Origin of the sequence: Mesorhizobium sp. 2RAF45 (genome assembly GCF_052115225.1) — a bacterium.
GTDB classification, from domain to species: Bacteria; Pseudomonadota; Alphaproteobacteria; order Rhizobiales; family Rhizobiaceae; genus Mesorhizobium; species Mesorhizobium jarvisii.
Genome location: NZ_JBFRGG010000005.1, coordinates 259,110 through 280,799, shown reverse-complemented (window position 1 = coordinate 280,799; position 21,690 = coordinate 259,110). Strand labels below are relative to the sequence as shown.

Genomic DNA, 21,690 nt, shown 5'->3' with positions numbered 1-21,690 from the left:
GCCGCCGGCATGGAGCCCAAGCTCATCTTTCCTTGTTGAGGTCGACCGCGCCGGGAGTAATAGTCGCGGCGGAATTCGTAGGAGGAAGGGATGACGCTGAACTTCGACCCGAGGGCGAAGGCCACGACGCTTTACCATGGCGAATTCCGGCCGATGTTCATCGGCGGCAAGTGGGTCGCGGCGCAGTCCGGCCAGGAGATGCAGGCGCTGAACCCCGCGACAGGAGAGGTGCTGGCCACGGTGCCGCGCGGCGGGACGGCCGATGTCGACGCTGCGGTGGCCGCCGCACGCGCCGCCTTCGAAGGGCCGTGGTCGAAATTCTCGCCCTATGAGCGGCAATGCGTGCTGTTGCGCATCGCCGATCTGTTCGAGACGCATTGGGAAGAGCTCAGCGTCTCCGACACGCTCGACATGGGGCTGCCGATCACCCGCACGCTGGCCAACCGGCGCCGCGTCATCGGCATGCTGCGCTTCTATGGCGGCATGGCGACGGCGCTGCATGGCGAATCCATCGACAATTCGATCCCTGGCGAGATCGTCTCCTTCACCCGGCGCGAGCCTGTCGGTGTCGTCGGCGCGATCATTCCCTGGAACGCGCCGACCGCCGCCTCGATCTGGAAGATCGCGCCGGCGCTCGCCACTGGCTGCACCATCGTGCTGAAGCCCTCGGAGGAGGCGTCGCTGACGCCGCTGCTGATCGCGCGTCTAATGCAGGAAGCCGGCGTGCCTGACGGCGTCGTCAACATCGTCACCGGCACCGGAGCCGAGGCCGGCGCGCGGCTCGCCGAGCATCCCGACGTCAACAAGATCGTCTTCACCGGCTCGACGCTGACCGGACAAGCGATCGCGCGGGCGGGTGTGGCCAACCTCAAACGGGTTTCGCTGGAACTCGGCGGCAAGTCGCCGATCATCGTCTGCCGCGACGCCGACATCGACAAGGCCGTTCCGGTCGCGGCGATGGCGGTGTTCGTGCATTCGGGCCAAATCTGCATCGCCGGCTCGCGCCTGTTCGTGGCGCGCGAAATCCACGACGAGTTCGTGCGCCGCGTCGCGGAATTCGCCGGCAGGCTGCGCATCGGCCACGGCATCGAGGCGGAGACCGAAATCGGGCCGCTGATCAATGCCAGGCAGGCCGGCAAGGTGGAGGGCTATATCAAGGCCGGCAGCGACGAGGGCGCGAAACTGGTCGCCGGCGGCTCGCGGCTGACGGGCGCGCTCTATGATGGCGGCAACTTCATTGCGCCGACCGTCTTCGGTGCTGTATCGGACAAGATGACCATCGCGCGCGAAGAAATTTTCGGGCCGGTCATTTCCGCCATGCCCTTCGACACGCTCGATGAGGCCGTGGCGCGCGCCAATGCGACGCCCTATGGGCTCGCCGCAGGCATCTTCACCACGCATCTCGGCACCGCGCACAAGCTGGCGCGCCGCATCAAAGCCGGCTCGGTCTGGGTCAACATGTACCACGCCATCGACCCGGCGGTGCCGTTCGGCGGCATGAAGATGTCCGGCTATGGCCGCGAAGGCGGCATGGAGCATCTGCATGAGTATCTGGAGACCAAGTCAGTCTGGATCCAGACCGACTGATATTCAGGTGAGGCCGGCCTGCGAACGGCAGCTTCCTGCGCTTCCGGTGCTCACGTACTGTAAGTACGCTCCGCTCCGGTTCTCGGAAGCTACCTTTCTCGACTCGGCCTGACCTGAATAATCGACACACCCTGGCGCGTGTGGGGGGGTGATGCGCTGCGCAGTTTGCCCCGGCGGGCATGCAAATCGAGGGGCAGGCAAACCGGTGCCAGGGAACCTTTGTTCGGTTGGTGATTTTTGCCTATATAGGACATGCGAACGGCCAGGAGGGTGTTGCCGATGACGACGAAACGGTTTGCGATCTGCGCTCTTGCCGTGGCGATGGCCTGCGGCGTGTCAATTTCGGCATTCGCCGGGTCCAGGCATCGCCACCACCAGGCCGAGCCGGATCGCTACGTTCCCGCCGATGACGATTTCATCGGCTTCCTGTTCGGCGGTCCGCGCTACTACGACCAGCAGCTGTTCACGACGGCGGCGGGCGCCTGCTCCTACCACCGGGTCGGGCCGGATGCGAACGCGTTGAACAAGATCAACGATCATCATTGCGGGAAATAGCTGGGCCGCGCAGCGCAAGCCAGTTGTCGCCAATTTCCGGCAACCTGGGGCAACTTTCAGCGGCCTGAAACTGGCTGATTTCAACGGTTTGTATCTGGATCCGCCAGTTCTGCGCGAATCTCGGCGCCGTGTTCGTCGCGCGCGGGACCTTTCGCCGGCCTCTTTTGCGCCCATCCGGAAAAGCGCGGAGCGGCGGCTGCCTGCAGGACGCCGTCCACCGCCAGCCACGAGCCGCGCGCGGCCATGTGCGGATGCTGGGCTGCTTCCCATGGATTGAGCACCGGGGAGACGCAGGCATCCGAGCCTTCGAACAGGCTGGTCCATTCGTCGCGCGGTTTAGCTGCAAAGATCGCCGCCAGCCGGCTGCCGAGCTCCGGCCAGAGATCGCGGTCGAATTGCTTGGCGAAGTGCGGATCGGCGGCGAGGCCGAGCCGGTCGAGAAACAGCGTATAGAATTTCGGCTCGATGCACTGGACGCTGATGAAACCGTCATCGGCGGTGCGGTAGACGCGGCACCAATGCGGTCCGTCGAGAAGGCTTTGGCCGCGTTCGGCGACGAGCCCGCCGGACTGGCCGAGCACCATCAGCAGGTTCATCATGTGGGCCGAGCCGTCGACGATGGCCGCGTCGACCACGGTGCCCGGGCCGCCGGCCCGCGCATTCATGATGCCGGCCAGCATGCCGATCACCAGATAGAGCGCGCCGCCGCCTATGTCGCCGGTAAGCGTCGGCGGCGCCATGGGCGGCTCGCCCGGCAAGGAGGCGTACCAGAGCGCGCCCGACACGCCGGTATAGTTCATGTCATGCCCGGCGGTGCGGGCGAGGGGGCCATGCTGGCCCCAGCCGGTCATGCGGCCGTAGACCAGCTTTGGGCTGACCGCCAGGCAGGCATCCGGGCCGAGGCCGAGGCGCTCCATGACGCCGGGCCGGAATCCCTCGATCAGGCCGTCTGCGGTGGCGATGAGGTGCATCAGCACGGCGACATCGCCGGCATCCCTGAGGTCGAGCGCGATGGAGCGCTTGCCGCGATCGAGCAGCGAGCGTTCGGGCAGGCCCGGCATGGGCGCCTGCTTGCGGTGGACGACGATGACATCGGCGCCGAGATCGGCGAGCAACATGCCGGCGAAGGGCGCCGGCCCGAGCGCCTCGATCTCGACGATACGCGTCCCCTTCAGCATTCCACCCTCCACGGCCTTCAACCCCAGAGTATGGCGCAAGGTGACGGTGTGTAACCCCGCTGTTTTGGCATTGAAGCATGTGCCGCCCGCATATACTTCAGGTCCATGAAAAAAATCGGTTTTCTGTCATTCGGGCACTGGACGCCCTCGTCGCAATCGCAGGTGCGCTCGGCTTCCGACGCGCTGCTGCAATCCATCGATCTCGCCGTCGCGGCCGAGCAATTGGGCGCTGACGGCGCCTATTTCCGGGTGCATCATTTCGCCCGCCAGATCGCTTCGCCGTTCCCGCTGCTGGCGGCGGTGGGCGCCAAGACCAGCCGCATCGAGATCGGCACGGCGGTCATCGACATGCGCTATGAGAATCCGCTCTACATGGCCGAGGATGCGGGGGCAGCCGACATCATCGCCGGCGGCCGGCTGCAGCTCGGCATCAGCCGTGGCTCGCCCGAACAGGTGATCGATGGCTGGCGCTATTTCGGCTACCAGCCGCAGGAAGGCAAAAGCGACGCCGACATGGCGCGGCATCACGCCGAGGTTTTTCTCGACACGCTGCGCGGCCAAGGCTTCGCCCAGCCCAATCCACGGCCAATGTTCCCCAACCCGCCCGGCCTGCTTCGGCTCGAGCCGCATTCTGAAGGCCTGCGCGAGCGCATCTGGTGGGGCGCTGCCACCAACGCCACCTCGGAATGGGCGGCCAAGCTCGGCATGAATCTGCAGAGCTCGACGCTGAAGTTCGACGAGAGCGGCAAGCCCTTCCACATCCAGCAGGCCGAGCAGATCCGGATCTATCGCGAGGCCTGGAAAGCGGCCGGGCACGAGCGCGAGCCGCGCGTCTCGGTCAGCCGCAGCATCTTCGCGCTGGTCGACGACCGCGACCGCGCCTATTTCGGCCGCGGCAATGAGAGCCGCGATCAGATCGGCTTCATCGAGGAGAATACGCGGGCGATCTTCGGCCGCAGCTACGCCGCCGAGCCCGACGTGCTGATCAAGGAATTGGCGCAGGACGAGGCGATCGCGGAGGCCGACACGCTGCTGCTCACCGTACCCAACCAGCTCGGCGTCGACTACAACGCCCATGTCATCGAGGCGATCCTGACCCATGTCGCGCCGGCCCTGGGCTGGCGCTGACGGCCGCGCCATGTAACCATCGATCGCGGCGGGCGATTCAGGAGGTTACGGCATGGGGAAGAAGGCTTTGATTGCCTGGGGCGGTTGGGAAGGCCACACGCCGGAACGCAGCGCCAACGTCATTCGCGCGCTGCTTGAGCGCAACGGCTTCGATGTCACGCTGGGCCAGGGCACGGCGATGTTCGCCGATCCGGAACTGCCTTCCTTCGATCTCATCGTGCCTGCCATCACCATGTCGACGATCGAAAAGGCCGAGCTGCAGAACCTGACTGCCGCGGTTCGCGAAGGAACAGGCCTTGGCGGCTTCCACGGCACGATGGGCGACAGTTTCCGCAACGAGCCCGATTACCAGTTCATGACCGGCGGCCAATGGGTCGCGCACCCCGGCAACATCATCGACTATCGGGTGGTGATCACACAACCCGACGACCCGATCACCAAAGGCGTCGGTGATTTCGCCTACCGGTCGGAGCAGTATTACATGCATGTCGACCCTAGCAACGAGGTGCTGGCGACCACCACCTTCAGCGACGCGCATTTCCCGGGCATTGACGGGGTCGTGATGCCGGTGGTCTGGAAGCGTCGGTATGGCGCGGGAAAGGTTTTCTACAGTTCGCTTGGGCACACGGCGGATGAGTTCGCGGTGCCGGAAATGGCGGTGATTGTCGAGCGTGGTTTGCTTTGGGCGGCGCGGGGATAGCGGCAATGGTGGTGCTCTGCGGCGCCCACCTTCTGTGACGGTCGGTCAAGACCAACCATGGCTTAGAAACAAATGGGATTTGCAAGAAAACTTCGAACCATGCTCGGCCTTCGACGAGCTCCAAAGCCGGAAAACATACCGCAGCATGCATCGATTGGCCGTAGAACACTCTTCTACACAAAGCCCAGCAATATCTTTGGCTGTGACGAGACCTCACCGCTTGAGATAGGAGCGTTCTGCTCCATAGCGGAGGAGACGCTATTCCTTTGTCGTGCCAATCATCCGACGCACTTTGTCTCGACTTTTCCATTCGAAGTCCACATGACAAATTCGATCGCGGCCTATGATGATCTGGTGGTCAACGGGCCGACAAAAATCGGCAACGATGTCTGGATTGGACGACGCGCAATCATCCTGCCGGGAATAACCATTGGAGACGGTGCCGTTGTCGGAGCCGGCTCGATCGTCACGAAGGACGTCGCACCCTACGCGGTGGTCGCCGGAAATCCTGCCAGGTTGATCCGGAACAGATTTACGGATGACCAGATCGCCAGTTTGCTCGCTATTCGCTGGTGGGAGTGGAGCGACGAGAAGATCAAGGCCGAACTGCCGACGTTCTTCGGATCGATTGATGCCTTCATCGCCGCCAACCGTGCATCATAGCCCAGCCCTCACCCAATTCCGCCCGTGACCACATAGGCGCCAACGGTGCGTCCATCCTCAAGCCGCACCACCGCGGTTACGATCGAGCCATACGAACCACACCAGACGCTGTGGAACCGCTGATGCTCGGCGGCCGGCACAAACACACGCCCGCTGAAGTGCGGGCCGCTCCGCTGCATCGCGACCGTCTGTCCGTTGACATGCACTTTGATGCTGGCGTTCTCCGCCTCGGCCGGCAGGTCGAGCGTGATGGTGATCTCATGCTGATCGCCTGAGGTCAGCGTCTCTGCGGCAAGCGCGATTGCGAGCGGACGTGCCTCACCGTTGCCAGCTTGGCTGGGTCGACCTGAAAACACATCGTCGGCGAGTTCAGGCGTGCGGGGCGGGCTTGTGCGGCGCTGGGTGGCGGTCTCGTAGTCGCCGGCCATGCGCAGCAGGCCTCCGTCGTCATAGGCCTTGCCGGCGAAGGTCAGGCCGACCGGCATGCCGATATCGGCCATCGTGCCCATCGGCACGGTGACGGTCGGAATGCCGAAATGGCGCCAGACCAGATTGCCGTTGGCGACCCAGGTGCCGTTGCGCCAGGCAAGGTCCGCCGACGCCTCGTTGATGTCGGCGTCGGCCGGGCCGACATCGGCGGCGGCGGGCAGCACCACGGCGTCGATGCCTTGCGCGTCGAGCCAGTCCTCGAAATCGATCCGCCGTGTCGCTTCCAGCCCCTTCAGGCCCTCTTCAAGCGTCGGGATATCCCTGAAGGGCGTGACGCCGGATTTGGCGCGCTCGACATACTCCGCCAGGTCGAAGCCGCCCTCGTAGCGATCAGGCAATGTGCCCGGCGGCTGCGGGAAAATCCTTGGGCCATCCACCGAAGCGAGATCGGGGATGTTCGGGTCGGCGTTGGCGCGCAGGAAATCGTCCCAGCCCCACATGCAGAGATCCCAGATTTCGCGGTCGGCGAAATCCGGCGGCACCAGCCCGCGCTCGACCATGGTGCGGGCGCCGGGACGGTCGCGCTCGTAATTGGAGACGACGGGAAAATCGACCTCGACCACCTCTGCGCCAAGCCGCTTGAGATCGGCCGCCGCCTGCTCCCACAGGGCAAGCACCGAGGCGCGGGTTTCGATCGGTTTGTCGGCCTCGCTGTCGCGGCCGATATACATTCTTGGAACGCCGAGCCGCTTGCCCTTTAGCGAGCCCGCAAATACCAGATCGGTATAGCGTTGCGGCCGTAGGTCGGCGCTTTTCGGCAGTTTGACCCAGGGCTGCGCGCGCCAGAAATCGCCCCGCGTCTGCGGGTCGTCGGCGACGATCACGTCGAGCAACTCCAGCATATCTTGCATGGTCCGCGTGTGCGGCACCACGACATCCATCGTCGGCACCAGCGGCCAGTTGCCGCGCACGGAAATGACCCCGCGCGACGGGGTGTAGGCGACGAGCGCATTGTTGGTGGCTGGCGCCCGGCCGGACGACCAGGTCTCCTCGCCTAGACCGAAGGCGCAGAAGCTGGCGGCCGTTGCAGTGCCCGAACCATTCGATGACCCCGACGCGAAGGCGGCGGTCAGGTAATCGGCATTGTAGGGGCTTTCGGCGCGGCCATAGATGCCGCGCTGCATGCCGCCATTGGCCATCGGCGGCATGTTGGTGAGGCCGATCAGCACCGCCCCGCCGGCGCGCAGCCGGGCGATGGTGAAGGCGTCCTCATTGGCGACCAAATGTTCGAAGGCCGGCGAGCCGGACGCGACCGTCAGGCCTTTGACCTTGTAGCTGTTCTTGGCGGTGTAGGGGATGCCGTCGAGCGGCCCGAGTACAGCACCTTCGCGCCGCCGCTGGTCGGAAGCGGCGGCTTCTTCGAACATAGCTGGATTGAGCACGGGGACGGCGTTGAGGCTGATACCATGCCGGTCGAAATGCGCGATGCGCCTGAGATACGCCGCGACCAGCTCGACACTGGTGACCGTGCCGTCATCGAGGGCGCGGCGCAGTTGGTCGATCGTCGCTTCGACGAGGTGAAGGCTGGCATAGGTCATCACTGGTTCCAGGCTGTTGTCCGCACGCCATGGATGAGCGAGCCCGCCGGCTTCGGCAAGGGCCAATCGGCAGTCTTTGTCGGAACGTATTGTTCCTGCCTGTACCTTGCCGGTAGGGCTCAGGCGTCCCCGCCGCTCTCCTTCATCCTCTCGATGATCCCGGCCATCAGCGCCAGGTCGCGGCGGGAATCGGCGAGGTCGGTCAACGGCTTGGTGCCTTCAGCGATGTGGCGGTGGAAAATCTCCAGTTCGTTGGAGAAAGCATCGCCATAAAGCGGGCCGAAGCTTTTCGTCACCGGGCCGAGCGGGCCGGCTTCGGTCACTTCCAGCCGGGTCGGCAGGCTGCGGATGTAGGGCGTGTCGTAGATGATGCGCACGCGCCGGGTGTTGGAGCGCACTTCGATCATGGCGTCGAACAGGCCGAGATCGTCGACCACCGCGTCATAGAGGCAAGCGAAATGGCCGTAATCGAAGGTGACCGAGGTGTTGGCGCCGCCATTGGTGCGGTGCGCGGCGACCACGCCCTTGGGCTCGCCAATGAGCCCGCGCATCGCCGAGATGTGGTGCGAGGACAACGCCGTCAGCCCGCGATAGGCGCGCACCAGGTCAGCCGGCGCGTCGGTGCCGACAACCTCGCGGATCAGCGCGTCGCGCTCCCTGGCGCCGCGCGCCAGTAGGGCAGGGTCGATGTCGTTGGGGTAGAGGATGTTCCGGCTCTTCTTCAGGAAATGCCGCCCCTCCGAGATCAGGTCGAAGATGCGGACATGGGTAATGTCGGCATGGGCGGGCAATTCGTCCCGGGCCGCCAGGTAGGCCGGCGCGTAGCGGCGCATATAGCCGACGAACAGGGTCTTCCTGTAGGCCGGCATCAGCGCCAGCAACTCGTCGATCTCACGCACCGTGAGACAAGCGGGTTTTTCCAGCAAAATGTGCTTGTCGGCTTGCATGGCCGCGCGCACAAAGCGGCTGTGGGTGTCGTCCGACGACAGAACGAAGACGACGTCGATGTCGGGTGAATTGATCAGCGCCTCGGCCGTGTCGAAGGCTCTGGCGGCATATTCGGATGTGACGAGCGCCACCAGGCTCGGAGAGACGTCGAAGACGCCCGCGATTGCCCAGCAGTCGCGCTGGTCAGCCAGAACAGGCAGATGGATCGACTGCGCGACCTCCCCAAGACCCACAAGCCCGACACGAAGTGGTGCCACTCTCAAACTCCCTTGATTTCATTTTGTAGGGTTGGCCGAAGCGGCCAACGATTGATTTCACGGTTGGGCAGATCACGCCGCTCCGGTGACCAGCGCGACCAATTCGTTGCCTGACGTCTCCGAGGCACGCACGGTCGCCGCCATCTTTCCCGCCCGCATCACCCAGATCTGGTCGGACAGGCGCCGCACCTGATCGAAATTATGGCTGACCAAGATGACCGAGACCGACTGTTCGCGCAGGCGGCGGATCAACGCCTCGACATTGGCGGTCTCCTGCACGCCAAGCGCTGCCGTCGGTTCGTCCATCACCACCAGCTTGGCGCCGGAGCCGACGGCGCGGCAGATCGAGATCGCCTGCCGCTGGCCACCCGACAGGCGGCGCACACGTTGATTGATCGACGGCACGTTGATCGACAGGCGCGACAGCATGGAACGGGCCTCGCGCTTCATCGCCTTGCGGTCGAGGAAAGCGAAGGGGCCGATGCGGCGCACGAGCTCGCGGTTGAGGAACAGGTTCTGCGCCACCGTCAGTTCGTCGATCAGCGCCAGGTTCTGGTGCACAGTCTCGATGCCGGCCTTGCGCGCCCCGTCCGGGTTGGAGAAGGGGTGCTCGCGACCGTCAAAGACGATCGAGCCGGCATCCGGCACATGCACGCCGACCAGGCAGCGGATCAGCGTCGACTTGCCGGCGCCATTGTCGCCAATGACGGCGGTGACCTCGCCGCGGCGCGCCTGGAAGGCGACGTCGGTGAAGGCGCGCACGCCGCCGAAATGCTTGCTCAGGCCATTGCAGGCGATGATCGAGTCCGAGGCGGAGGAAAGGCTGACGGCGCTCATTTCTGGTACCGCATGATCAGCGCTGCCAGCACCACGATGGCGCCCACGGCAAGCGGTTGGTAGAAGGCCGAGACGTTGAGCAGCGTCAGCCCGTTGACCAGCGCGGTGAGCATCAGCGCGCCGATGGCAGGGCCTAATATGCTGGCGCGGCCGCCGAACAGGCTGACGCCGCCCAGCACCACCGCCGCCACGGAATTCAAGAGCAGGCTGGTGTTGATCTGCGGTTCGGCCGAGCCGATGCGGGCAACCAGCAGGATGGCCGCAATGCCGGCGCAGAAGCCGGAGATGGTGTAGGCGGCGATCTTGACGCGGTTGGTGCGAATGCCGAGCGCGCCGGCGCTTTCGACCTGGCCGCCGGTCGCCAAGAGATGGACGCCGAAGCGCGTGTGGTAGAGCGCGATATGGGCCACAATGACGGCCGCGATCGCCACCCAGACCGGATAGCCGAACGGCCCGAACGAGCCCGAAGCGAGTTTCAGCAGGAAGGTCGAGCCGACCATCGTCGGTTCACCGCCCGACAGGATCAGGCCAAGCCCGGTGATGCCAGACAGCGTGCCGAGCGTCACCACGAAATCGGGGATCTTGCCGGCGGTGATGATGAGGCCGTTGAGGAAGCCGATGGCGCTGGTGGCGAGCACCGCGAGCACGCAGGCGATGAAGATGCCGTAGCCCGCCGCGTTGACGAGACCAAGGATGATGGCGCCAAGCATGACGGCCGCCGCCAGCGACAGGTCGATGCCTGACGTCGCGACGACGAAGGTCTGGCCGATCGACAACACGACCAGGATAGCCGCCGCCAGCAAGAGCGCCTGCAGATTGGCGACGCTGAGAAAGACCGGCTGGGCGATGCCGAAGACGATGACGAGACCGACCAGGCCGACGACGGACGCCCAGTCGGCCCAGAAGGAAGGATCCAGGAGGAGAGCCGACAGGGAGGGGCGGCTCTCCTCCGCCGCGCCCGCCGAATGGGCGACGGGCGCGTTGTCCGTGGGATTGCTCACTTCAGCATCTCGCGGAAGGGATCGGGATAATCGCCGCCGGGACGCGGAAAGTTCTTCAGCGAGGCGTCGGCATTGGCCTTGTTGATCAGGAGCACGGGTGCGGGCACGTTGGCGGGCAGTTCCTTGCCCTTGGCGGCCAATGCACAGGCTTCGACACCCATGGCGCCGACGACATAGGGATATTGGGCGACGGTGGCCGTGAGTTCGCCTGCCGCGATCGATTTCAGCGCGTCGACGATGCCGTCGAGGCCGATCACCTTGACGTCCTTGCCCGAGGTCTGCACGGCGCGTTCGACGCCGAGCGCCATGATGTCGTTGGCGGCGAAGAAGCCGGCAAGATCCGGGTGCGCCGCGAGGATGTCGGTGGCGGCGGTCAACGCCTTCTCACGATCCCAGTCGGCGCTCACCATCACCACGACCTCGAGCTTGCCCTCGACGGCCTGCTTGAAGCCCTTGATGCGGGCATTGGAGCCGACATCGCCCACGATGCCGGCGATCAACGCCACCTTGGCGCCCTTGGGCACCAGCTTCAGCATTTCCTCGCCGGCCAGCGCGCCGGCGGCGACATTGTCGGTGCCGATATAGGTCGAGACGGCAAAGCCGGCGGCCTTGGCCTGTTCGGCGTCGATGGTCGAGTCGATGTTGACGATCGGCTTCTTCTTCTGGGCGACCGGCACCAAAGCCTGGACGAGGTTGGAGACGCTGATCGGATTGACCAGGTAGCAATCGAAGTCCTGCATGGCCATGGCGGTCAGGCGGTCGGCCTGGCCGGTGGCGTCGCCCATATTGGCGGCGGCCTGGACGCTGACATTGACGCCACTGGTCTTGCCTTGCTCCTCGATGCCCTTCTGCATGGTCTGGAAGAAGGGGTTGTCGAGGCCCTTGACGATGGCCGCGACCTTGGCCGCGTCCTCGGCATGGGACGGCGCCGTGACGATGGTTGCCAGCAGGCCCGCGCCAAGCGTCAGGCCGTTGAAGATGCGCATTTTGTTCCTCCGCTTCTTGATTGTTGGATGTGTCTTGTCGGCAAGCCCACGGACGCCCGTGGCCGGTGCTGCGAGAGCCATGCTTGCATCGGCAACGCCACGCGGCCTGCGGCCCGGCGAACGCCAAACGTATCGCGGACGACGGACCCCGGTCGGGACCTTTTCCATGTCAGGCATTTCTCCTCCCAGAGCGCTGACCTAGCCCCATCAGCGTTTGCGCATGTTTTATAAAAAATTGACACGCGTCAAGATTTAAAATGGTGCGAAGCGATTTTCGCTCGTTGGGCCGCAGCGCGCGCGCTCCACAAGTTCACCCCGGCAAAAAAATTCCACCCTCATGCAACCTCTGATGGGCGCGTGCGTTGCAAGGCTCCCGGGGATGGTGAGGTTTCCATTGGCAAACTATGGGTGCTGCCGTCGCTGTCGTCGCCGAGCAACTGTCAGAAAAATAATGGAATCAGACACATCGAAACGGCTTGCAAGCGCAGGCTAAAGCTCGCAGAGGTTGTGCAAAAAAGCGTGCCGTTTGAGAAGACTTAATACCGTCATCCAGCATGAAAGGGGAATCATGCCTGACCAGAATGCCCTGATCCGCGCAGCCATCGGACGGCTGTTATCCGAGAAGACCGGAGTCGCGGTCATTTCCATGAGAGAGAGTATCACAGAGTTGCTGGCAGTGACCGGCGCGGCGCTCACCATCGAAACCCTGCAGGACATGCTGCTGGAAATGGCCGAGGTGCGCGGCATGACGGTCGTGCTCGACGTTTAGAGCTTAACCTTGTCTCGGAAAGCGCAAACCCCTCCAACGCAATTCCTGCGGGAAAGCAGGCCTGCACTCTTCCTGGAATTTGCTCAGGCTCCGTCTCTTTGTTTTTGACGCAATTCCCAACCGGAAAGCGCTACGCGCTTTCCCGGGCGGCAGCGGGTAGCCGTTCAGCCGCGATCGGGCCAAGGCGTTCTGCTTTGCCGGCTGGTGCAAGCGTGCCATCACCGTAGATCATGCGGCCGGCACGGAAGGTGGCGCGGACGCGTGGCACGGGATGGCGGTCGGCCACCACGAAATCGGCCAGAAGGCCGGGCTCGATGACGCCGCGATCGGTGAGCCCCAGGGCGTTGGCCGGGTTGGCGCTTGTCAGCGCCGCCGCCGCCGCGAGGCCATCGCCCCGCAGTTCCGCCAGGCCGAGCACGGCTGGCAGGATGGAGGCCGGATGATAGTCACTGGCCAGCATGTCGAGCAGCCCGGCTTCATAGGCCTGCCGGGCGGAAAGATTGCCGGAATAGGACTCGCCGCGCAGTGCGTTGGGCGCGCCCATGGCGGTATGCATGCCGAGCCTGCGGGCTTCCTGCGCCGCTTCCAGGGTCACCGGGAATTCTGAGAGCGCTGCGCCCAGGCCATGCACCAGTTCGACCTTTTCCAGCGTGTCGTCGTCATGCGAGGCGAGCACGATGCCGGCGGCCTGGGCTCGCGCCGACAGGTCCTGCAGGGCGTTCAGCACATCGCCCTGGCCATTGCGGCCCGCCATGCGCTTGCCGACGACCTCGGAGGCCGCGGCAACGGACATGCCGCGCTCCTTGGCGATGCGGGCGATGTAGAGCTCGACGTCGCGGTACTGGCCCTGTCCGGGCGTGTGGTCCATCAGCGAGATCAAATGCAGCCTGCCGGCGTCCATCAGCTTCTGCAGCGTGGGAATCGCCGGGGTGAAGGTCACTTCGAAGCGGGCGTGGATGCGGTGGTCGACCAACAAATGGTCCTTCATCCCGGCAATGGTGTCGATGATATCAGTCGTATGGTCTTGCGAGCGCAGCACGCCGCTGGTGACGCTGGCGCCGATGAAGGAAAGCGCGGCATAGGCCGTGGTGATGCCGCAGGAGGCGAGCTTCTTGTCGAGCTCTGCAATGCCGATCCGCATCGGCACATGGACGCCGATGCGCGGCTCGACTTCCCTCTCGACCATGTCGCCGTGCATGTCGATGAAGCCGGGCAGCAGCAGGCGGCCGCCACCCTCGATATCGGCATGCCCGACAGGCTTCTCGCGGATCTCGGCGATCCGGCCGTTCTCGATCCTGACGGCGCCGTTCGGGATGACGCGGTCGCGCAGGACAATTTCGAATTCACTCAGCCACATGTCATGTCTCTTGCAAGGCAGCGATTTCAAGGTGGATTTCGCGGGCGACAAGGTCGGCGACATCGTTGGGGCGATGGACGACGCCGATCATGGCGATGATGCACCGGCTTGCCGACGCCTCAATCACGATCTCTCCAGGACATGTTTTCTAGTTCACTCGAATGCCGGTTTCCATTTGATTTTTATGACATTTTCATGAAAGCCGGCGTTTCCCGGAGTGCCTGCCTCAGCCGGTGCAAGCCCGTTCCGACAGCCATTCGGCGGTTTGCTGGCTGGCCCGTTCGGCGGAAAGCTCCAAACTCAGCCCGTGCAGCAGGCCGTGCAGGAAGATCCCGGTGAAGCAGTCGCCGGCGCCGATCGTGTCGGGCACGGAAACCTGCTTCAGCGGCGTGACGTGATTGAGTGTCTTGCCGTCATAAAGCGAGATTGGGCGCAGTCCGTCGGTCAGCACCAGTGTCCTCAGGCGAGGCCCGGCAATCAGCGACGCTCGCTCCCAGATCCCTCGCGTGTCCTCGCCGGGAAAGTCGGCGCGCGATCCGATGACAATGTCGGCCGGGCGGTTCGAGGCGCTGCGCAGCGGAAACTGCGAGATGACGAGCGGGATCGTCCGCAGCGAGGCGACGAGGCCGTCGTCGAGCACCAGGGCGTTGAGATAGGCGGCGTCGCCCCTGACAGGCTCCGGCGCGGCGAAGGGAGGACGCAGCTGGCCGCCGGTGTTCAAAATGGTGCGCTCACCGTTCGGCTCGAGCAGGATTTCAGTGAACCGGGTTTCGCCGGGCCATAGGGTGACGTAGCCGGTGTCGATGCCGCTCGCCTGCAATTTGGCGAGTGCTTCCCGGCCATGGTCGTCGTCCATCAGATTGCTGATCAGCCGGACATTGTTGCCCAGCTTCGCCAACTGCGTGCCGGTGTGGAAGCCGCCGCCGCCAAGCCTGACAACCCGATCGGAATAGGTGATGCGCGAGCCCGAGGCGAGGGGCGATGACAGCGACCAGACCTGGTCGTGATTGACGTGGCCGACAACGATGACTGTGCTCATGGTCTCCTGCTTTCGGCCTTCGGTCGCCCAGGCCTGGCGCCAGTGCATCGGCGATGAGGCCGCGCGGGCATGCTCTTGGCGTACTATGACCGGGGTCGGCGTCACCGTCGACAAGCGCTTCTTTGTCAGGCGCTCCGGCGTCGGCGTGGACGCAGACACCGTCCACGCCCTGGCCTTGCGCTCTCCGCGCGCACCGCCACCAAGCGTCTCCCCAAATTCCGTGAAAACGGGGGACACTGCTTCAACACCGACCAACGCGACTTCGTCGCCGTCTTCAGCCGTCAGCCCTGCACGAATTCGTAGGCCTGGGACACCAGGCCGTCGCCGATCTTTCGTGTGTTGACCAGTTGCAGCGGTTGCTTGTCGCTGGCCTCGTCGAAGAGACGCTGGCCGGTTCCCAGCACGACCGGGAAGACTGTCAGCCGCAGTTCATCGGCCAGCTTCTGTTCTATCAGTGTGCGCACCAGCTGATAGCTGGCATAGACCAGGATTTCCCCGTCCACTTTCCGCTTCAGCGCCGAAATCTCCTTTACCGCATCGCCATTGAGGACCGTGGTGTTGCTCCACTGAGGATGGTCGAGTGTCGAGGACACGACGTATTTGGGGATGCCGTTCATTCTGGCCGCCCACTTGCTGCCTACGCGGACGTCCATAAAGGGCGTCCGGGACGCGAACCACTCGAAGCTGCGCCTGCCCAGCAGCAGCGCCTCGGCACCCAGCACTTCCTCCGTCTCGTTGGCGGTCCAGTCTTCGAGGTCCTTGGCCCCCGCGGACTGGCGGAACCAGCCGCCCAACTCGAAGCCTTCCTGGCCGTCCGGATCCTGGACCACTCCATCGAGTGTGGCATTTGTGCTGATGACGATCTTTCCCATTTGCGTGCTCCTTTGACGATATTGTCGCTGGTGTAGACGCCGCGGCATCGCAAAAGGGGGCGCTCCGCGACCGCCCCTTTTGAGCCCTGGCCGGCGTCCATACAGTGTGGAACTGCACAGAAGGAGGCGTGGCGTTGGCGAGAACGGACCTGATGTCGAGAGCGCGGAGCGGCGACGCCGAGGCATTCCGGGCACTGACCGAGCCGCATCGTCGCGAGCTGCAGGTGCACTGCTACCGGATGCTCGGATCGTTTCAGGATGCCGAGGACGCTCTCCAGGACACGATGCTCGCTGCCTGGCGAGGTCTCGAACGTTTCGACGGACGCGCTTCGCTTCGCACCTGGCTGTACCGCATCGCCACCAACCGCTGCCTCGACGTGCTGCGTTCCGCTCGCCGACGTCCTGCAAAGCAGTGGGATATCCGGGGTATCGAACCGCCCGAACCCACTGGACTCGGCGAAATTCCCTGGCTCGAGCCCTATCCCGACGCCCTTCTGGACGGCGCGATCAGCGTGCCGCTCGGTCCGGAGGCGCGCTACGAGCAGACCGAATCCATTTCCCTGGCCTTTGTGACCGCCCTGCAGATCCTGCCGCCTCGCCAGCTCGCCGTCCTCATCCTGCGCGATGTCCTTGGATTCCACGCGCACGAGGTCGCCGACATGCTGGAAACGTCAGTTGAATCGGTCAAAAGCGCTCTCAAACGCGCGCGTGCGGGAATGCAGCGCCGACTGCCGGTAACCACTGACCGAGAGCCGCCGCCTGCCGGCAACTCACCTGGCGAGCACGCGATCGTGGCGAAGTTCGTCAGCGCCTACGAATCCGCCGACATCGATGCGTTGGTGGCTCTGTTGACCGACGACGTCTTCCTGTCGATGCCGCCGGTGCCGCTGGAATACCAGGGAAGAGACACTGTGGGCCGCTTCTTCGCGCCCATCTTCGGCTCGGGACGGAGATACGAACTGGTGCCGACGCGCGCCAATTGTCAGCCGGCATTCGGCGTCTACCGGCATACCCCCACAGGTATCCACGGTTCAGGCCTCTTCGTGCTGGCTCTCGCCGGCGACCGAGTCTGCGCCATGACCGCCTTCGAAAAGACGATCCTGCCCAAATTCGGCCTGCCGCAATCCCTCCCGGGTGCACAGTAGATCGCCTTCGGCCTGACCGCAGAACCGCTCAGGGTTTTCCTATAGCCGCTGGAAGGCGCGAAACGGCCAGGGGACAAAGTCACCTCTCAGCCGAATACAGCCGACAAGTCACGCAGGCGTTCCCAGATGCCCACGCCGCCTGCTTACCCGCGCTTCTCAATCACCGCATACAGGACGTTGCGGTTCTCGCCGAAGAACACCTTGGCCTCCACCGCGTTGCGGTCGACGCTGGCGTTGACGATGTTCCACATGTCGACCTCCGAGCGCAGCAGCAGCACCCAGTCCATGAAGGTTTCCCGGTAGCCGGCGTCAGGGGTGCCCTCGGCGTAGTTGGCGAACAGGAATGTGCCGTTCGGCTTCAGCATCTGCAGGCAGGTCTTGGTGAGTTTCACGGCGACATTGTGCTGGAGGTAGTCGTAGAGGCCCGAGGCGTAGATGAGATCGAACTTGCCGAGCTTGTGGCCCCGCGTCAGCACGGTCCGCACCGAGCCGTCGATGGCTTCGACCGCGGTGCCTTGGAAGTCGCGTGCGATCAGCCCGACGCTTTGCGGGTCCTGGTCGAGCGCGACCCAGCGCTTGAGACCGCCCTCGGCCAAGGCGACGGAGCGGTTGGCTTCGCGCAGATGGCCGGCGGCGATGGCGAGCACCTCGGTTTCGGGTCCGTTCTTGGCCGCCGTCTCGTCGACATAGCGGGTCAGGAGATTACGCCGTTCGCGTGCCGCCACGCATGACGGAACGTTCTGGGTATGGCTGTAAAGCGCCTTGCCGATCTCCGAGGCGCTGGCCACGCTCTCGGCCACGTGCGGGTCGCAATAGATGTAGTCGAGCAGCTGCGCGTCGCCGGAATAGCCCCTGGGCTTGGTGAACGACCAGTGCGTCAGCGGATCCTGCAGAAAATACTCCAGGATCGGGTGGTTCTGCGCCACCGGTATCAAGGCCTGCCAGACGTCCGAATGCACCTTGGCCCGCAACCCGCTGAGCATCGACAACAGCCGGCGAACGATCTCGGCGGGATACTTTTGCTGCTCGATCTGCTGCTGTGTGGCGTGGAGGATCAGTGCCAGTTCCGCGCGGGCGGTTTCGAACTCTTCGCCATGATGCTCGAGCTTACCTCGGCGCAGACTGTCGGCGATGATTTCTGCGGTAATCAGGCTTTGGCCATCAAACACGGTTTGCACACCAGGACTCCTTGGTTAACAGTCAGTTAACTTATTGCGTAGAATGCTCCATTTGCCAACGGCGCTTCGGACGCATTTTATTGTTATGATTAATTTCCCGCTAACCATCTCAATTTATTAGCGATCTTGCAGATAAGATTCTGGGTTCGAGTTAACGCAAACTTGTCTGGCGCCATCGCATTTTACCGCGTGGCAATCGTGTCGCGTCCCAAGGAGTCGTCCTGCGTGGGGGCAGAAGCTGGAAAAGAGTTCGGAGCGCAAAATCCCCCAACACTGGGATTTGTGAGCGAACGCGCGTCGTCCAGATCGGCCGATACGGTTGATGTGGAGCCGTATGATCCGCGCCAGGAACTGGGGGCGGCGGAACTGCGCATCCTTTACCGCGCCGAAGCCCTGGCGAAGCGACGGAAAGACGCCAGGCCTGGGCTCTGGATCGCCGTCGTCATCTACGTGCTGTTTTCGGTATCGGACCTGCTGCTGATACCTGACGTGGCGGCCTACACGATCACGGCGCGCTTCGCGGTCGGATTGGCCGCTCTGCTGACCCTGGAAGCACAGCTTCGCCGGGGCGTGGCGACGGAGTGGCTCGACGTGACCTGCGCCGCGGCGATCATCTTCGGCTATGTCGGCTGGTTGTTCCCGGCATCCCTGGGCGCCAACAAGGAAACCGTTGCCTACTACATGGTGTTCGGCACCATTTTCATGATGAGTGCCAATCTATTTTTCACGTTCAGCTTCAAAGTGTCGATCATAACGTCGACGATCATATTGTGCATCCTGTACGTGGTGAACTATTTCCTGCCCGCCTCGCTGTCATACAAGATGGTGTTCGGGACGTTCTATGTTTCGTGCTTCACCTTCACCTCCTATGTGAACTGGAAGCTGAATGAAGAGCGCTACAACGTCTTCCTGAACGCGCTGGAAGCCAAGATCCAGCACAAGGAGGCCACCGAACGCGGCAAGGCCCTGCTCAGACTGTCGCGGACGGATCCGCTCACCGGCCTGGAAAACCGGCGCGCCATCGACGAGAAGCTGCGCGATTACTGGAGCGACTGGCAGAAGCTTGGCAACGGCTTCGCGGCCATCCTCATCGACGTCGACTTCTTCAAGAAGTTCAACGACTGCTACGGCCACCAGGAAGGCGACCGCTGCCTGATCCATGTCGCCAACGCGCTGAGCGACCTGATCAGGGACTACAATGGCTCGATCGGGCGCTATGGCGGCGAGGAATTCATCGTGCTGGCCCGCATGGACAAGAAGGATCAGGTCGCGGAACTGGCGGAAGCCATTTGCCGCACGGTGGAGACCCTGGCGATCACCCATGAGTTGCGGCGCGACGGTATTTCGATCGTGACGGCGAGCGTGGGTGCTGCGTTCACCAGGACGCAGGCCGGCGCCAAGCTGGAGAAGATCATCCACGAGGCGGATCGCGCGCTCTATCTGGCAAAGGCCAGCGGCCGCAATTGTGCCAGGCTGTTCGACCCGACCGATCCGCAGAGCAGCGACGAGAGCGAGAACCTCGCGGCGCTGCTGAAGATCGCGATCGGCCAGGGCCTCGTTTCACTCGTCTACCAGCCCATCCAGGATGTCGTGTCGGGCCGCGTCGAAGCGGTGGAGGCGCTGATGCGTCTCAAGATGCTGGACGGAACCCTGGTTCCACCGAGCCTGTTCATTCCCGTGGCGGAACGCACCGGCGCGATCCTGGAACTCGGCCGCTGGGCAATACGGACGGTGTGCACCGAGCTGCTGGCGGACGATCACGTCCCTCTCGTCAGTGTCAACGTCTCGCCGATCCAGCTCAAGACGCCTGGCTTCGCCGCGTCCGTCGCGACCATTCTGGGCGAGACGGGCGTGACCGGCAACAGGCTGGCCTTCGAGATCACCGAAGGTCTCGAGATGGAGATGCACTCGGACATCCTGCGCTGCATCAGCGACTTGAAGCTGCTTGGCATCAAGATCTGGCTCGACGATTTCGGCACCGGCTTCGCCGGCCTTTCGTGGCTGCGTCTGATCGATTTCGACACGGTGAAGATCGACCGCTCGTTCCTGCACGATTGCGGCACGCCGAAAGGCATGGCCATGCTGCAGGACATCATCGCGCTGGTGCGCAATCGCGGCCACCAGATCCTGGTCGAAGGCGTGGAAACCGACGAGCAGATCGCGCTGATGCGCGAGTTCGGCATCGACAGGATCCAGGGTTTTCGCGTTGGCCGTCCGGTTCCTGCCGCGAGCTTCCAGGCAAGGCGGGGCGTCCAGAAGCGTCCGTTCCTCAGGTCCGCATAACAGAGGCGGGCGAACTCACCCCAGCAGATTGCGCGCCGTGCGCATGAAGATCCTCGAGCCGATCGGGATCAGGTCGTCGGGAAAATCATAGTCGGGATTGTGCAGGGAAGGGTGCCGTTCGCCGGCACCGAGGAAGAACATCGCCGATCTCGCGCTATGGCCGAACAGGCCGAAATCCTCCGAGGCGCGCATCGGCAGGGCTTCCTGCCCGTGCACGACGCCTTCCTCATCGAGCGCGCGTTGCAGGTGCTCCACCGCGTCCGGGGCGTTGACGCTGGCGACGAAGATTTCGTGATAATCCCAGCGTGCGGAGAGGCTATGGCGGGCCGCGATCTCGGTGACCAGCGCTTGCGCCGCGGCGCACAGATCCGCCATGCGCTCGTCGCGGCGGGTGCGCAGCGTCGCCCACACCTCGGCATGTGCGGGCGCGATGCCGAACACGGCTTCGCCCATCGCGGCATGGGTGACGGTGACCATGGAAAAATCGTCGTCGGCGAAGGTGGCGCGGCCGAGCGCGGGCAGCGCCGGCATCAGTTCCGAGATCGCCGGCATCGGCGAAATGCCGGTCTCGGGCATGGAGGAATGCGCGGTCTTGCCCTCGAGCACGATGCGCATGCCGCGCGAGGCGCAGTTGACCACGCCGGGCTTGAGCCGCACCTCGCCGAACGGCACGCCGGGCAGATTGTGCAGCGAGAAGGCGAAATCCGGCGCGATCTCGCCATAGCGCGGATCGGCGACGACGCCGGCAGCACCATTGCCGGTCTCTTCCGCCGGCTGGAACATCAGCACGACGCGGCCGCTGGCCGGGCGCTCGCGCCCGAGCTGGCGGCCAAGGGCGGCCAGGATCGCGGTGTGCCCGTCATGGCCGCACATATGCGACTTCCCCGGCACTTGCGAGGCATGCGGCACGCCGGAAAGTTCCTCGATCGGCAGTGCGTCGAGTTCGGAGCGGAACAGCACGGTCGGCCCGGCCTTGCCGCTGTCGTAGACGGCCGCCACGCCATGCCCGCCGAGGCCGGTCAGGACCTTGTCCGGCCCGGTGTCGGCGAGGAAGGAGACGACTTCCTTCGCCGTCTTTTCCTCCTCATTGGAGATTTCCGGCTGCCGGTGCAGCTTGCGCCGCCATTCGGTCAGCTCGACGATATCCCGGTTGGTCAGGGTCATGCGTTTGCGCCTCCGT

At 64.1% G+C, this 21,690-nt stretch carries 20 protein-coding genes; 8 read left to right on the top strand and 12 right to left on the bottom strand.

The features are described 5' to 3' along the window. Positions 1 to 90 precede the first annotated feature (90 nt). Both AB4Z43_RS17075 and AB4Z43_RS17070 read left to right on the top strand, forming a co-directional pair. Positions 91 to 1,587: an aldehyde dehydrogenase family protein gene (locus AB4Z43_RS17075; protein WP_441938525.1), complete on the top strand. Its 1,497-nt coding sequence runs from the start codon at positions 91 to 93 to the stop codon at positions 1,585 to 1,587. Between the two features lie 279 nt (positions 1,588 to 1,866). Continuing rightward, a complete protein-coding gene (locus AB4Z43_RS17070) occupies positions 1,867 to 2,142 on the top strand; it encodes a hypothetical protein (protein ID WP_441938523.1) in 276 nt (91 codons plus the stop codon). Positions 2,143 to 2,222: 80 nt separating this feature from the next. On the opposite strand, the gene AB4Z43_RS17065 is transcribed toward AB4Z43_RS17070, so the two are convergent. Then, entirely contained in the window at positions 2,223 to 3,320 is a 1,098-nt protein-coding gene (locus AB4Z43_RS17065; RefSeq protein ID WP_441938521.1) for a CaiB/BaiF CoA transferase family protein, read from the bottom strand. A gap of 105 nt (positions 3,321 to 3,425) precedes the next feature. Between AB4Z43_RS17065 and AB4Z43_RS17060 the strand changes: the two genes are divergently transcribed. The 3 genes from AB4Z43_RS17060 (at position 3,426) to AB4Z43_RS17050 (ending at position 5,811) form a co-directional block, all read left to right on the top strand. Continuing rightward, positions 3,426 to 4,448 (top strand): LLM class flavin-dependent oxidoreductase, encoded by a 1,023-nt coding sequence (locus AB4Z43_RS17060; protein WP_441938519.1) that lies wholly within the window; start codon positions 3,426 to 3,428, stop codon positions 4,446 to 4,448. A gap of 52 nt (positions 4,449 to 4,500) precedes the next feature. Next, positions 4,501 to 5,148, top strand: coding sequence for a ThuA domain-containing protein (locus AB4Z43_RS17055; RefSeq protein WP_019859725.1), 648 nt, complete (start codon positions 4,501 to 4,503; stop codon positions 5,146 to 5,148). 321 nt (positions 5,149 to 5,469) lie between these two features. Further along, positions 5,470 to 5,811 carry a CatB-related O-acetyltransferase gene (locus AB4Z43_RS17050; protein ID WP_019859723.1) on the top strand — a complete coding sequence of 114 codons (342 nt, stop codon included), beginning with the start codon at positions 5,470 to 5,472 and terminating at the stop codon, positions 5,809 to 5,811. Positions 5,812 to 5,819: 8 nt separating this feature from the next. Here AB4Z43_RS17050 and AB4Z43_RS17045 read toward each other — a convergent pair whose 3' ends face one another. The 5 genes from AB4Z43_RS17045 to AB4Z43_RS17025 form a co-directional block, all read right to left on the bottom strand. Further along, complete coding sequence (locus AB4Z43_RS17045; RefSeq protein ID WP_441938516.1) at positions 5,820 to 7,838, bottom strand: amidase; 2,019 nt, start codon at positions 7,836 to 7,838, stop codon at positions 5,820 to 5,822. Between the two features lie 119 nt (positions 7,839 to 7,957). After that, positions 7,958 to 9,043 carry a Gfo/Idh/MocA family protein gene (locus tag AB4Z43_RS17040; RefSeq protein WP_038648567.1) on the bottom strand — a complete coding sequence of 362 codons (1,086 nt, stop codon included), beginning with the start codon at positions 9,041 to 9,043 and terminating at the stop codon, positions 7,958 to 7,960. Positions 9,044 to 9,115: 72 nt separating this feature from the next. Further along, positions 9,116 to 9,880, bottom strand: coding sequence for an ATP-binding cassette domain-containing protein (locus tag AB4Z43_RS17035; RefSeq protein ID WP_038648565.1), 765 nt, complete (start codon positions 9,878 to 9,880; stop codon positions 9,116 to 9,118). Next, the gene (locus AB4Z43_RS17030) at positions 9,877 to 10,881 is read right to left on the bottom strand and encodes an ABC transporter permease (protein ID WP_019859719.1); all 1,005 of its coding nucleotides are present in this window, start codon (positions 10,879 to 10,881) and stop codon (positions 9,877 to 9,879) included. Before AB4Z43_RS17030 ends, AB4Z43_RS17035 begins: the two co-directional genes overlap by 4 nt. Then, positions 10,878 to 11,867, bottom strand: coding sequence for a sugar ABC transporter substrate-binding protein (locus AB4Z43_RS17025; RefSeq protein WP_027047129.1), 990 nt, complete (start codon positions 11,865 to 11,867; stop codon positions 10,878 to 10,880). The genes AB4Z43_RS17030 and AB4Z43_RS17025 overlap by 4 nt, the downstream gene beginning before the upstream one ends. Positions 11,868 to 12,435: 568 nt before the next feature. On the opposite strand from AB4Z43_RS17025, the gene AB4Z43_RS17020 reads away from it, so the two are divergent. Beyond that, complete coding sequence (locus AB4Z43_RS17020) at positions 12,436 to 12,636, top strand: hypothetical protein (protein WP_019859717.1); 201 nt, start codon at positions 12,436 to 12,438, stop codon at positions 12,634 to 12,636. Positions 12,637 to 12,766: 130 nt separating this feature from the next. Here the strand turns inward: AB4Z43_RS17020 and AB4Z43_RS17015 are convergent, their stop codons facing one another. The 4 genes from AB4Z43_RS17015 to AB4Z43_RS17000 all read right to left on the bottom strand — a co-directional run bounded on the left by AB4Z43_RS17015 (position 12,767) and on the right by AB4Z43_RS17000 (position 15,904). Next, on the bottom strand, positions 12,767 to 13,993 hold the full coding sequence (locus AB4Z43_RS17015; RefSeq protein WP_441938513.1) for an alpha-D-ribose 1-methylphosphonate 5-triphosphate diphosphatase: 1,227 nt from the start codon (positions 13,991 to 13,993) through the stop codon (positions 12,767 to 12,769). Position 13,994: 1 nt separating this feature from the next. Then, positions 13,995 to 14,120: a hypothetical protein gene (locus AB4Z43_RS17010; protein WP_441938511.1), complete on the bottom strand. Its 126-nt coding sequence runs from the start codon at positions 14,118 to 14,120 to the stop codon at positions 13,995 to 13,997. Positions 14,121 to 14,219: 99 nt separating this feature from the next. Further along, positions 14,220 to 15,032: a PfkB family carbohydrate kinase gene (locus AB4Z43_RS17005; protein ID WP_441938509.1), complete on the bottom strand. Its 813-nt coding sequence runs from the start codon at positions 15,030 to 15,032 to the stop codon at positions 14,220 to 14,222. A gap of 281 nt (positions 15,033 to 15,313) precedes the next feature. After that, on the bottom strand, positions 15,314 to 15,904 hold the full coding sequence (locus tag AB4Z43_RS17000) for a dihydrofolate reductase family protein (RefSeq protein ID WP_019859711.1): 591 nt from the start codon (positions 15,902 to 15,904) through the stop codon (positions 15,314 to 15,316). Between the two features lie 134 nt (positions 15,905 to 16,038). Here AB4Z43_RS17000 and AB4Z43_RS16995 point away from each other — a divergent pair, with 134 nt between their 5' ends. After that, positions 16,039 to 17,049 (top strand): sigma-70 family RNA polymerase sigma factor, encoded by a 1,011-nt coding sequence (locus tag AB4Z43_RS16995; RefSeq protein WP_441938506.1) that lies wholly within the window; start codon positions 16,039 to 16,041, stop codon positions 17,047 to 17,049. A 143-nt stretch (positions 17,050 to 17,192) separates the two neighbouring features. On the opposite strand, the gene AB4Z43_RS16990 is transcribed toward AB4Z43_RS16995, so the two are convergent. Further along, complete coding sequence (locus AB4Z43_RS16990) at positions 17,193 to 18,227, bottom strand: class I SAM-dependent methyltransferase (RefSeq protein WP_019859708.1); 1,035 nt, start codon at positions 18,225 to 18,227, stop codon at positions 17,193 to 17,195. A 282-nt stretch (positions 18,228 to 18,509) separates the two neighbouring features. Here AB4Z43_RS16990 and AB4Z43_RS16985 point away from each other — a divergent pair, with 282 nt between their 5' ends. Next, entirely contained in the window at positions 18,510 to 20,510 is a 2,001-nt protein-coding gene (locus tag AB4Z43_RS16985; protein WP_202362040.1) for a putative bifunctional diguanylate cyclase/phosphodiesterase, read from the top strand. Positions 20,511 to 20,525: 15 nt separating this feature from the next. Here AB4Z43_RS16985 and AB4Z43_RS16980 read toward each other — a convergent pair whose 3' ends face one another. After that, positions 20,526 to 21,674 carry an amidohydrolase gene (locus AB4Z43_RS16980; RefSeq protein WP_202362041.1) on the bottom strand — a complete coding sequence of 383 codons (1,149 nt, stop codon included), beginning with the start codon at positions 21,672 to 21,674 and terminating at the stop codon, positions 20,526 to 20,528. Between the last annotated feature and the right edge of the window lie 16 nt (positions 21,675 to 21,690).